This is a genomic window from Paenibacillus amylolyticus (assembly GCF_003719335.1).
Taxonomy (GTDB): domain Bacteria; phylum Bacillota; class Bacilli; order Paenibacillales; family Paenibacillaceae; genus Paenibacillus; species Paenibacillus amylolyticus_D.
Window position 1 is genome coordinate 154,784 of sequence record NZ_RIAS01000006.1, and the last position, 12,365, is coordinate 167,148.

The 12,365-nt window shown below is 48.8% G+C and carries 14 protein-coding genes and 1 pseudogene; 1 reads left to right on the forward strand and 14 read right to left on the reverse strand.

The window, feature by feature from the left end:
- Positions 1 to 199: 199 nt before the first annotated feature.
- The 7 genes from EC604_RS13295 to modA form a co-directional block, all read right to left on the reverse strand.
- A complete protein-coding gene (locus EC604_RS13295; protein WP_123064632.1) occupies positions 200 to 538 on the reverse strand; it encodes a hypothetical protein in 339 nt (112 codons plus the stop codon).
- 1 nt (position 539) lies between these two features.
- Positions 540 to 839, reverse strand: a complete 300-nt coding sequence (locus tag EC604_RS13300) for a hypothetical protein (protein WP_123064633.1) — start codon at positions 837 to 839, stop codon at positions 540 to 542.
- On the reverse strand, positions 836 to 1,177 hold the full coding sequence (locus EC604_RS13305; protein ID WP_123064634.1) for a restriction endonuclease subunit S: 342 nt from the start codon (positions 1,175 to 1,177) through the stop codon (positions 836 to 838). The genes EC604_RS13300 and EC604_RS13305 overlap by 4 nt, the downstream gene beginning before the upstream one ends.
- A 23-nt stretch (positions 1,178 to 1,200) precedes the next feature.
- Positions 1,201 to 1,488 carry a nucleoside-diphosphate sugar epimerase gene (locus EC604_RS13310; protein ID WP_090919291.1) on the reverse strand — a complete coding sequence of 96 codons (288 nt, stop codon included), beginning with the start codon at positions 1,486 to 1,488 and terminating at the stop codon, positions 1,201 to 1,203.
- A gap of 359 nt (positions 1,489 to 1,847) precedes the next feature.
- Entirely contained in the window at positions 1,848 to 2,180 is a 333-nt protein-coding gene (locus tag EC604_RS13320) for a hypothetical protein (protein WP_090919294.1), read from the reverse strand.
- Between the two features lie 332 nt (positions 2,181 to 2,512).
- The gene (gene modB, locus EC604_RS13325; RefSeq protein WP_192895107.1) at positions 2,513 to 3,202 is read right to left on the reverse strand and encodes a molybdate ABC transporter permease subunit; all 690 of its coding nucleotides are present in this window, start codon (positions 3,200 to 3,202) and stop codon (positions 2,513 to 2,515) included.
- Positions 3,199 to 4,080 carry a molybdate ABC transporter substrate-binding protein gene (gene modA, locus EC604_RS13330; RefSeq protein WP_123064636.1) on the reverse strand — a complete coding sequence of 294 codons (882 nt, stop codon included), beginning with the start codon at positions 4,078 to 4,080 and terminating at the stop codon, positions 3,199 to 3,201. The genes modB and modA overlap by 4 nt, the downstream gene beginning before the upstream one ends.
- 316 nt (positions 4,081 to 4,396) lie before the next feature.
- On the opposite strand from modA, the gene EC604_RS13335 reads away from it, so the two are divergent.
- Positions 4,397 to 5,503, forward strand: a complete 1,107-nt coding sequence (locus EC604_RS13335; protein ID WP_123064637.1) for a substrate-binding domain-containing protein — start codon at positions 4,397 to 4,399, stop codon at positions 5,501 to 5,503.
- Between the two features lie 673 nt (positions 5,504 to 6,176).
- Here the strand turns inward: EC604_RS13335 and EC604_RS13345 are convergent.
- From EC604_RS13345 to EC604_RS13375, 7 genes and pseudogenes are all read right to left on the reverse strand, one after another.
- On the reverse strand, positions 6,177 to 6,479 hold the full coding sequence (locus EC604_RS13345; RefSeq protein WP_123064639.1) for a DUF3024 domain-containing protein: 303 nt from the start codon (positions 6,477 to 6,479) through the stop codon (positions 6,177 to 6,179).
- A gap of 77 nt (positions 6,480 to 6,556) precedes the next feature.
- Complete coding sequence (rpsN, locus tag EC604_RS13350; protein WP_123064640.1) at positions 6,557 to 6,826, reverse strand: 30S ribosomal protein S14; 270 nt, start codon at positions 6,824 to 6,826, stop codon at positions 6,557 to 6,559.
- Positions 6,827 to 6,973: 147 nt separating this feature from the next.
- Complete coding sequence (locus EC604_RS13355) at positions 6,974 to 8,170, reverse strand: GTP-binding protein (protein WP_123064641.1); 1,197 nt, start codon at positions 8,168 to 8,170, stop codon at positions 6,974 to 6,976.
- 334 nt (positions 8,171 to 8,504) lie between these two features.
- Positions 8,505 to 9,737, reverse strand: coding sequence for a staphylopine family metallophore export MFS transporter CntE (gene cntE / locus EC604_RS13360; RefSeq protein WP_240036854.1), 1,233 nt, complete (start codon positions 9,735 to 9,737; stop codon positions 8,505 to 8,507).
- A gap of 50 nt (positions 9,738 to 9,787) precedes the next feature.
- Positions 9,788 to 9,942 (reverse strand): annotated as a pseudogene (locus EC604_RS30990) (staphylopine family metallophore export MFS transporter CntE); the annotation flags it as partial.
- A 181-nt stretch (positions 9,943 to 10,123) separates the two neighbouring features.
- Positions 10,124 to 11,404, reverse strand: coding sequence for an amidohydrolase (locus tag EC604_RS13370; RefSeq protein WP_123064642.1), 1,281 nt, complete (start codon positions 11,402 to 11,404; stop codon positions 10,124 to 10,126).
- A 71-nt stretch (positions 11,405 to 11,475) separates the two neighbouring features.
- A complete protein-coding gene (locus tag EC604_RS13375; protein ID WP_123064643.1) occupies positions 11,476 to 12,348 on the reverse strand; it encodes a LysR family transcriptional regulator in 873 nt (290 codons plus the stop codon).
- Positions 12,349 to 12,365 lie beyond the last annotated feature (17 nt).

Genomic DNA, 12,365 nt, shown 5'->3' on the forward strand with positions numbered 1-12,365 from the left:
GGGCATGTCCGCTACTGTGGTCATGCAAAGAGCCCGGAGGGATCTGTCCCTCCGGGCTGTAGCCTTAGCCTGTATGTTCGCCATAAGCAATCATCGAGATTTGGTTGTCATTCGCTGTTTTATTGAACCGAAATATCCGAATCATCTGTATCCTTTATAGCATTGTCAATATCAGCTGTGTCATGAACGGCTACATCCATTACTGCGCTTTGTATGCCAGTTGATGTCCGTCCTCGAATCCCTTGGCGAAACCCGCGTTGAATCCCTCGTTGTACGCCTCGTTGTATCCCTGGCTGTACGCGCTGTCCGGGTTTGGATCGGTAGGGGTAACCGGGACGACAGGTCCAACGAGTTGCTTGTTCCGATGCCTCTGCACCGCACGTTTCTTTTTTTTCAGCCACGCACTACGTCCTTTGCCAGTACGTTTGTGAAGGACACGTTTCGATTTCAGCGCACGCAGCTTGCGGATTTTGCGCAAGCGTGCACCACGAGCTAATAAAGCACGTTTGGATTTCAATCTAGACTTCTTTTTTAACATATCAGCATTCCTCCTGTAGGTCCCCAGCGGTACGAACGACACATCCGGGGTTTTTGAGCCAAGGCAGACCTGGCTCCCCATGGCGAATTCGGGTCAGCCTGATCCCCGTGATCATACGAGACATCTCTTCCTGATAACGACTAAGCAGACGTATATTTTCCGCTAGACTGCGGGCGGATATTTCCGAATGAGAGGATACACTGGCTACACTGTCCAAAATGCGGGCGAGCGCCTGCTGGCTGTGTGCAATCGATTCGATGAGCGCCAGTTTGACCTCCTGTTCACGCTGCAACAGACTCATTTTCCCAGATCTCCGAGATCCATGCCGCCAAACATGCCCCCGTCCATTCCGCCGCCATCTTCGCTGTCACTCTGGACCATCACAGCTTTAAGGTTGTTGCACAGCCCCGTTTCCATGCGCGTTAATCCTTCCAGCAACTCCACCAGTTGCTCATGCATTTTAAGCGGTTCACCAACCTGATCGCCATGAGTTAAAAAGCTGTCCCCGTTCAGATGATTCAGCGTCCAATTCCGTACCTTCTCCGCCTCAATGGCTTTGGCCTCCAAAATCAACGCAATGTTCCACTGCATTTTGGCTGCAGCATCCAGCATTAGAATGAGACTTTGTTCTCTGCTCATGTTTCCTCACCCGCCTTCCGGGCTTATTCTTCCTCTTGTACCGCGATCTCCCGCATAACCTGGGTCAGCGTCTCAGCCACAGCTTCTTCCAGATCAGCAAGCCCTCCCAGGTAGGAGATAATGCTTTTGTTAATCTGTCCCGAGCTGTCCAGCAAACCTTCAACCCCATCCAGTTCCGGCTCGTTATCCGGCAAATGGTGAATGATCTCCGACATGCGAACAGCGACTTGACGTTTGGCATCCAATACCCGTGCAATCTGCTGGTGGGAATGCGCGATATGGTTAATAATTTCATCGATTTTACTCTGCATGGTGCTCCTCCTTTCGGTTAAGGCCTGCTTCACCCAACGAAAAAAACCGGCCTATCAGCATTTGCCTGCTACAGCATATGCCGGGCCGGGAGCGTCAGTTACTCCAGCTTGCGCCTATATCGTTAATTTACACAATCCCCATATATCAGATTCCTTAGCTCCCGGATGCCCTCAAATGACATAACTTCAGTCACAAAAGTAACAGCGGAGGAAATGGCCGGGGGAAATCTTCTATTCATAAGCAAAAAAGCCACTCCCCTGAACTGCACAGGAAAATGGCTTTGTTCTTGAATTTGGTCATTCATAGTTGTACTTCTAAGTAGTATTCATAGTTGTATTTTAATATTGTTTACTGCTTGCTATCTGCGACTTGCCCATTTGATTTTACGTGCCACTTCTACTCGCTGTAGTTGCAAAACGCCAACACGTTCTTCAAACTTCTTGCGTTCATCCACAGAATGAGCGGCGTGGATCTGATGACACAGACCTGTTAGTTTGCTGTTGATGTAATCGAATCTCATCCATAATTCTTCTTCAGGAGTATGTTGCTGCTCCGGTGCCGTTTGAAATATTTTGAGTTGCTGGATAAGGGACTGGCGCCATTCCTGATCTTGAATTTGGATGGCAAAATGCAAAAGATCCAGATAATCATCGATTTGCAACGATATGTCGCAATCAGGTTTAGTCTTCATCGTCGTCTCTCCTTATTTCAATGCTTGGCTGGAATCAGTCACCTCCTATTTTACAGGAACAAGCCCATGGAAAGCGAGTACCGAAGGACATAATTTTGGAAAAAAATTTGTTTTTTTTCGCTGAAAAGGGCTTTACTTTTCCATAATGATCATTTTCATCCCTTTTGAGGACATATGTCATCAGATTCATAATAAAAACCCGCAATTCGAGAATAAATTCTCTGAGCGGGTTTTATATCATTTTGCCTCTCACAGTAGATTATTACCAATTATTCGCAAGTCATTTAATGGTTTTACGACCTTTACTAGACTTCCCTATATTGTATTTAAAACTAAAAGGATGCTTTGCTGTCACGCTGCTGTCTCGTCATGAGTAACATCAAAAAAGAAATGATCACAATCGATATCGTCCAGGCCCAGGCCATCGTCTGATTTCCTGAATCCACAGCGACATAAATGGCCGTTGGCACCGTCTGTGTTTTACCTGGAATGTTGCCAGCGATCATCAGTGTTGCGCCAAACTCCCCCAGCGCGCGGGCAAAGCCCAAAATAAAAGCGGTCATTAGCGCTCTGGCTGCCATTGGCAACGTAATGTAGCGGAACACCTGCCATTCACCTGCTCCGATAGACCGTCCTGCATCTTCTAGGTCGCGATCCACCCCGTTAAAACCGGATTTCATCGTTTGGTACACGAGCGGAAAGGCCACCACAACAGAGGCAATGACCGCAGCCCACCACGAAAAAATGACAGGGGCCGAAAAGATTGTCTCGATCCAGCGTCCAAGCAGACTTCTGCGGCCCAAAATAATTAGTAGCAAGAATCCAACCACCGTTGGAGGCAGCACAAGTGGAAGCATCAGAATCGTTTCCAGAAAAACTTTACCGCGAAATGTAGTACGTGACATTTTCCAGGCGACAGCTACCCCCACCACAACCGCTATAACGCTGGACAACAGCGCCACCTGAAGGGACAGACGTACCGGGGGCCAGAACACGGACCAGTCGATCGCGTTCATATTCATTTCGGAATCGAAAATCCGTATTTCGCAAAGATATCCAGCACTTCAGGTGTTTGCAGATAAGCATAGAATTGTTCAGCTTCAGTGCGATGTTTCGTATCTTCAATGATGCCTAGCGGATAATTGGCAGGCGTGTAACTGCTTTTATCCACTTCAAACGCAATCTTTACCTGCTTGGAAGTGAGTGCATCGGTTTTGTACACAAAACCTGCATCTGCATTACCTGTTTCTACATATTGAAGAACCTGTCTTACGTCTTTGCCTTGAACAAACTTGTTCTCAAGCTGATCCCAAAGCTTCGCATTGGTCAAAGCTTCCTTCGCATAAGTACCTGCAGGTACGCTCTCTGGAATGCCAATGGCTACCGTTTTTATGCCCTCGCTCGTTAGATCCGTCTCACTGGTTACTGCGTTTGTCCCATCAGCTGGTACAATAGCTACCAGTGAATTTTGCAACAGGTTCTTCTGGTCGTTTGACGCAATCAGATTCTCATCAACCAAGGCTTTCATATTTTTCGCAGACGCGGACACAAAAATATCTGCCGGTGCTCCCTGCTCAATCTGCTGCTGCAATGCACCGGAAGCTCCGAAATTAAAGTTCAGGCTGATGTTGGGATTGGCCTGTTCATAGTTTGTCTGAATCTCTTTCATTGCATCAGTCAGACTTGCTGCAGCGGATATCGTCAGCTCGACTTTTTCCTGCGGCTCAGTCGGTGCAGGTGTTGTCTTTTCACCGGCTGCCGCTGGTGCAGATGTTGCTGATTGATTTGCGGAAGAAGCCGCATCTTGCTTGTTCGTTTCTGCTTTGGCTCCGCAACCAGCCAGTACAAGCGCCAGTCCCAGTGACATACTTCCAAGTACATATGCAATTCGTTTGTACATTCGTTCTCCCCCATATTTCATGTTTAATATTATGTTTAGTTATAAATAGATATAATTAATTATAACTAATTATACACAGAACAAACGAAATAGGAAGGTGAGATTAACCACATTGTCTTTTGAGGCTGAATGAGAGCCTTGTCATGTGAGCTCTCCGGTTTATGATTGTCTTCAATTAATGGTATAGTACAAGAAACGCCATTGTATCAATGGGAGTAAGAATTAGAATATGAATGGATTGCACATATAGAGTTGCAATATAGAGTTTCAATCTACAATTTTACGCCTTGATAATATAGAGGGAGGTTCTTCACCAATGACGGAGGAGCAATCCTACACAACCGAAGAAATAGCCAAACTGCTTAAAATATCCAAACTAACCGTCTATGATTTGATCAAAAAGGGAGACCTTGTCGCCTACCGTGTGGGTAAACAGATGCGTATCGATGCTGCCGATCTGGACGCTTACAAACGCCGTTCCAAGCAACTCCAGTCCCCGGCACAGGCACAACAAAATGCATTGCCAGGAACGACAACAACCGGGCAACTGTCGACTGATGCTGTCCAGAGGCATAGTCCAGTTGCTGGCTTATCCACAGTCACGGGTCAAGGAGAACCACAGACATCTAATAATAGGATAGCGTCCCCTTCTCAAATGGCTGCACCTTCATTCGCAAGCTCTTCGGCTGGCTACGGTCAGAACATCGCGGGTGCGGCGCGACATCTCGTCATTACGGGTCAGGACGTCAGTCTGGATATTCTGATGCGTCATATGGAGAGGCAGTCCCGGGACATTCGTCCGCTGCGCTCTTTCATGGGTAGTCTGGATGGGCTAATCTCGATGTATCGGGGGGAGTCCGACCTGGTCAGCACTCATCTGCTGGATGGCGACACCGGAGAATATAATCTTCCGTATATTCGAAAAATTTTAACAGGCTGGTCCTATGTCGTTGTCAATCTGTTGTCTCGCCCTGCTGGTCTATATGTTCCACGCGGTAACCCCCGTCAATTGAACGACTGGACAGATCTAAACAAATCCGACCTGCGCCTCGCGAATCGGGAAAAAGGTTCTGGTGCCAGAGTGCTGCTGGACGAGCAGTTACGACTACACGGGATACCTGCTTCTGGACTACTCGGATATGATGTGGAGGAGACAAGTCATATGGGTGTCGCAGCCAAAGTCAGTTCCGGCGAAGCCGATGTGGGTGTCGGCATAGAGAAGGCTGCTCGCCTTGTCGGGCAAGTCGATTTCATTCCTCTCGTGCAGGAACGCTATGACTTGGTCATGCTGAGAAAACAGGGGAACGAGGCCTGGATCGAATCCGTTCTGCACATCCTCCGATCTCCAGAATTCAGACAAGAGCTCCGAGCATTTGAGGGATATGACGTTTCACGTACGGGGGAAGTTTTATTCGAGGCTTAGTAATGAGTAGGCTGAGAAGCTTTGAGTGTACAAGATGAAGGAGTTGTGAGCGGGGATAGAGAGGGAAGGATGACAGTGCATGGATGGTAGCAGGGCAACAGCTTGTACAATGTATGGCTGTACGGTCTACGGTGGCAGGAAACCCGTGTACTCTACTCCATTCAATGTCCGCTCTTCAACAAATGATGCTATTCCACCTATACTTCCTAGACGCTAACGATCACCAGAGAGCTTATATAGCCACATATCACAGTTTGAAAAATCTAACGATCACCAGGGAGCTTATTCGGCTGAATAACACCGATTTCCCGACCAAAACTGCTACTTTTACCAAAATAACGCTTCTACGGATCGTTAGAATTTCAAACCCGCTTTTTTTGGGGTGAGTAGCGTTCCTGGAGATCGTTAGAATTTATTACTCTAGCCGCTCGCAACACTCTGCCGCACCATCCGATTACTTTATTCTCTCGGCCAGGCACCCCAATTAATCGCACCACCGGACTATTCCGCATACTCTCACACTTCTTTCGCTTCTCCCTTTATGTACAGCTTTTGCCAGTAACACGAAAAGAGGGTCCCCATCGTTGTTCACGATCATGGATCCCCCACAAAGTCCGTATGTGCCATTCCCTGGTCAACTCACCCCATCACCAGATGCACCACAACTATGTTTTTAATCACGTTCGCGCCAAAACACCCCGGATTCATCCCGCTCCACTTGCTCCAATACATCCTCAAAGTCGGAACATGGCACAACAATATCTGCCGGACTCCAGCTGTGCTGATCATTGCTAGCGCATACCTTCCACTGATCTCCCTCCCAGTAAAAGCGAGCAATCGGCATTCGCTCCCACTGATGTCGTTGTCCAGCAGGACGTTCTTCATTAAGAATCAACTCATGATCCTTCATCTCGTAGGTTAACTTCACCATCGTCCGTAGCTCTGCTGGTACTTTCTCATGGACATAACCGTTCATCAAGGATACAATACGTCGCTACGTAAACCTATCCAACATGGAAGATACCTCCTTATCAAGTACTCCGCTTATTATGCTTACCAGCTGGACTTGGTAACTCCCGGGATCTGACCTTGATGAGCCAGTTCACGGAATTTGATCCGGGAAACTTTGAATTTGCGCAGATATCCACGCGGACGGCCTGTGATCTCACAACGACTTTTCAATCTGGTTGGTGAAGCATTCCGGGGCAACTTTTGCAGCGCCTCATAATCACCTTTTCCCTTCAGTTCACGGCGCAGTTCCGCATACTTTGCTACGACTGCCTGACGTTGTTTCTCACGCACAACCTTTGATTTTTTAGCCATCTTCTACAGCTCCTTTGTTAGATTTAAATTTTTTGATGATTTATGAAAAGGATCTCGGCCCACGAACTCCATAAGGTTGTCCTACTGTAACGCCCAGATCACTTATAGCTCTCACCGCCTAGCTTTCCTTACACCGTCAAGCCTCTCTTACATAGCCTCTACAGGCCACGGTAACGGATTTTCAAAATGCCCCCAATCCGCCAACATCTCTTCATCGCTGAGCAGACATTGATCCAGTTCATCCTCTATGATGGAACGCTCCATATCAATGCCGATCATGACCAGCTCCGTTTGGCGATCGCCCCACTCGGCATCCCATTTTGCAAGCACATCCGGCTCTGTCCGCAAAATCTCTTCCTTGTCCGCTTCCGGCAGCGCGGCAACCCAATGTCCGGCAGGACCGAATTGAATGGACGGCCCCGCCTGACTCAGACTGGCAGCCACATCTCCTTCAGCGGCAAGCCATACCAGCCCTTTGGCACGTACAACCTCTTCCGGCCAGTAGCTCATGAATTCAGCCAGACGGGAAGGATGAAACGGCTTCCTGCGGCGGTACACAAATGATCCGATACCGTATTCTTCGGTCTCTGGCGTGTGGGACTCTTTTTCCAACTCCTGAACCCACCCATCCGACATGCTCACTTTCTCAAAATCAAACCGTCCCGTATTCAAAATTTCCACCGGGTTCACTTGTCCGTTCACCGTACGAATGATTTTGGCACTCGGTTGCAACTTGCGGATAATGCCCTCCAGTTTGTGAAGCTCTGCTTCTTCCACAAGATCACACTTGTTCAGCAGCAGTACATCACAGGTTTCGATCTGATCGATAAGCAAATCCACCACGTCACGGGTATCATCTTCCCCGGTCGCCTGATTCCGATCCAGCAAGCTCTGCCCTGAGGCATAATCATGCCAGAAACGGTTAGCATCAACGACGGTGACGAGACAATCCAGCTTCGCCAGACGTGTCAGATCAATGCCTGTCTCTTCATCGGCGTATGTAAATGTCTGAGCCACCGGAACAGGTTCACTAATGCCCGTCGACTCGATCAGGATGTAGTCATACTTGCCTTCGTTTACGAGCTTTTCGATCTCCTGCATCAGATCATCACGAAGAGTACAGCAGATGCAGCCGTTGGACATTTCCACCAGTTTCTCTTCGGTACGCGAGAGCGTTGCCTCCCCTTTCACCATAGCCGCATCAATGTTGACCTCACTCATGTCATTCACGATCACAGCGACTTTCAACCCTTGCCGATTGTGCAGCACATGATTCAGAACCGTTGTTTTGCCTGATCCCAGGTAACCGCTGAGAACGGTCACCGGTATTTGCTTTTGTGTCATACAGATCTACTCCTTATAGGTACAATTCACTTTGATCGATGGATTTCTGAATTTAATAGTAATTATTACGATTAACAACAATGACTATAATCCTGCTTGGCGCCGTTGTCAAATCTTTTTTCGTGTCTTGTGCAAAAAATAATGAAAAAAGCTTATGAATCCCTGCACATTCGCATTCGTGATGCGCTTCGCAGAAGAACCCATAAGCTTTACCTATAACTCTTTACCTGTATCTCTTCATCTCTAGCTCTTTTTATATAACTCTATTGCTACCTGTACCGCGTCCTTTACCTAAATCTACACCGTACCTTTGTCTTTCCTTATGCCTTCTAACTCAATTCACTGGCGCAGTAATAGACTTATTCCCGGCCTCCATCCGCTGTCTGAAAAACACCACGACAATCAATGCGGCAACCGAGAGCAGTGTACATACGGTAAACATCATGGAATAAGAGCTGATCTGCACCACAACGCCCATCGCCAGGCCGCCTAGTGAAAAACCGAGATCATACGAGGACATAAATATGCCCATAAGCACGTACCTCGAATCCGCAGGCAATACAAAGGACAAATACGTGGTCAGCGTTGGATACAGTAACGCCAGCGCAAAACCGCTAAACACAGCAGAGATATACACAAATGGCCCCAGCATATCCATCAGGCTGAGCAGCTGTGTCCCAAGCGCCGCAGATAACATTAAACCTGCCATAAGCCACGTATTCCAGCTGCCGTCTGACGGTATTTTTTTACGCAGAATAAATCGGCACAGGATCACGACGAGACCTTGAACCGTTAGAAAAATACCCGCACTCGCCACACCTGTCGATACCATATAGAGCGGGAGAAACGTTGCTGTGGCTCCAAAAACACAGGAAGCAAACAGCATGACCACACTGCTGACAAGCAATGGTATACTGCGCCAGATGCCGCTGAACGAGCGCAGCATATCACCCAGCGTATACGTTTTGTTCTGCACCGTGCTCTGTGGCAAATCCACCTTGTACCCGAGCAGCAAAGGGAGTGCAGCCAGTCCAATCATCAACAGCGTAAACGCCAGCTCGCTGGCATTTTGCCAGATTTGCACCGCCAGAATCGGGATGACCAGCGAAGGCACCATCGTAAACAGAGTGTACATCGCCAGCCCTTGCGCACGATCCTTATCCTCCAGTCTTTCCACGATGCCCGCCTGCATGGTCATCGAGAAAAATGCTGTCGCCACGCCCTGCAATGCTCGCAGCCACAGATACGTGTCCACTTCAGACACGATAAATAGCAGCAACGTCCCGGCATGTAACATCAGCAACCATCGCATGACCCGGAGCGGTCCATATTTGCCCAGCATCTGAGCCGCAAAAGGCCGCAGCAGCATACATGTGAACATGTAACTGCCCATCATTAGACCAATTTGAGCCTGATTTAACCCGGCGGCTTCACTTCGCAAAGGCAAAATAATCGTCAATGCCGCATTCGCCGCAAAAAACAAAAAAGCCAGTATGTAAAACCCGATAAAGGAAAACGATACCGGGTTTAATTTTCCACTGGATGTTGTCGTTATAGAAGATTTCAATAGTCATACCTGCTTTCTCTAACACGTACCCACGTTCCCTGGCCGTCAGCTCATGAGGTTCCGGCAGCCGTTTTACGCCTTTCATAGGCAAAACGATCATCACCGCTCCTAGAATAGCACAGATCCTGTACATAAATGAATAGGAAGACAGATCAGCGATCGGCCCCATGACCACGCCGAGCGAAATGCCCAAATCAGCCGTCGCACTTCTGCAATAGCTTGTACATTCGTAACAGCTATACCTTTTAGATTCCTTTTTGTAGAAAAAGAACTAATCATCCTCCTTGGTGTATGTAGGGTCTCCCAATATCCAAAAATTAGAGACAGGGCTGGCGCTTCTGCACCAACCCTTGATAGATAGTACATCTTTTCAACATCACTGCCATTTATGCTTGCAGACGTTTCAAAGCCCGTTCAGCCAGCCCTGCCAGCAGATGTGCACCAATCGGCAAAGCCTGCTCGTCTACATCAAAGCCCGGATGATGCCACTCGTGCGGTCCCGATGTCCCGAGAAAAAGAAACAGGCCCGGCACTTCTTTTTGATAAAAGGAAAAATCCTCTCCTGCCGGCGAAGGCAGCGGTCTGACATGATTCAACCCCAGCTCACGCACGACTTGTTCCGCATCAAGTACCAGCGATTCATCATTGACCACAGCAGGTGGCCCCTGAATCCAGCGTACCGTCGCCGTTGTGCCGTAGGCTGCGGCCACACCCGATACGACCTGGTTGAAACGTTCCCGGATACGGGCGCGTACCTTCTCATCAAATGTACGTACTGTGCCGTCAAGTATCGCTTCCTCCGGAATGACGTTCCAGGCCGTACCGCTGTTCAATTTCGTAACGCTAAGTACAGCACTCTCCTGAGCGCCTACATTCCGGCTGACAATGGCCTGCAACGCGATGACGATATGCGAAGCAACCACAATCGGATCAATACCTGCCTCAGGTACAGCCGCATGAGTGCCCACACCTTGCACTTTAACTACAAATCCATCCGCTGCCGCCATCAGTGCCCCCTCACGAATGCCCACTGTGCCTACTCGCAGATCCGGTTTATTGTGCAAACCAAATATAGCCTGAACATTGGCGAGTGCGCCGCTCTGGATGACTTGCCGTGCACCTGTTGCTTTCTCCTCTGAAGGTTGAAAAATAAACCGCACCTTCCCGGGCAAACTGGATTCACGCTGTTTCAGCAACCTTGCAGCTCCAATTAGAATAGCTGTGTGCGCATCGTGCCCGCATGCATGCATTCGGCCCGCGATCTGTGAAGCAAACTCCAGCCTCGTTTCCTCCTGGATTGGCAAGGCATCAATGTCCGCTCGCAACGCAACGACTGGGCCATTTCCCTGCCCTACCTCAGCAACAAGCCCTGTCCGCAGTTTATACTCATCGGCAAGGTGAACACCTTCCTCATCCAGCCAGCTGCGAATGGCTGCTGTCGTTTCCTTTTCCTCACCAGAAAGCTCCGGGTTGCGATGAAGATGCCGCCGAATCGCGGTCAGATGTGCCGCGAACTCCTGCTCTTGCTCCGCATTCTGTACCCATGGCAACACATATTGGTGATCCAAAGTCTGCGCTGCTTCCTGTTGCACTCTCTGCTCAACTTGCTGTTGCTCTTCCTCCCGCTGCACAAGCTGTCCTCTCGTCTGCTCCAGATCACTTTTCATCCTGGGCCCTCCTTTCAAGCTTAATTTATCCGATTTATAACGGTGAAATCTGATTCGACTTGTCAGTCCATCTATAATTGCCGCAGCAGTTCTCCAAATGGCTCTGCAAATGGCGAATATTCTTCTTTTAAGGTCACCACACTGATCTGTAGCGACACACCTGCCACCTCATGGACTTGAATCGGGAACAGTTCCTGGCGCTGTACCTCTTTCTTCACCGTTAACCCCGGCAGGAAAGCGATGCCCGCACCTTGCATGACCAGTTTTTTCGCTGTTTCCGAATTATCCACATGATATGTAATATCCGGCGGATACTCCAGGGAGTCGAAGGCCCGGTGAATCCGAAGCCAGTCCAGTGAGCCACATTCAAAAAAGACCAGCTGTTCATTCCGGATTGCCTCCATGCTGACATGTCCGCTTTCAATGAAAGGATGCCCCCTGTATACGTACAGCTGTATCGGATCTTCATAAAAAGCAACGGTACGGATCGCAGGGTGCATGACCTTGCGTACAAACGCCAGATCGATCTCCTGACCGAGCAGCTTCGCAATCAGTTGATCCGTTGTTGCTGTTGTCAGTTTAATGTTGACTTCGGGGTACGACTCCTTGATTCGGGGCAGAAAATCGGGGATGACATAATTGGACACCGACACGGTACTTCCGAGGCGCAGCGCCTCAGGTGTTGTTCTCCGCTGCTGAATTTTCTGTTTACCCTTCTGGATCACTTGAAGCACCTGCTGTGCATACGGCAAAAATTTGCGTCCTTCATCCGTCAGCACGATCTGCTTGCCCAGTCGGTCAAACAGCTTGCACCCCAGCTCCCTTTCGAGTGATTGAATACGTGCTGTAACTGAAGGCTGGGACAAGAAGAGTACTTCAGCCGCCTTATTGAAGCTTCCGTAGTGATTGATATATACAAACGCTTCAATGTTCTCTATATTCATGGGCGCCTCCGTATCCA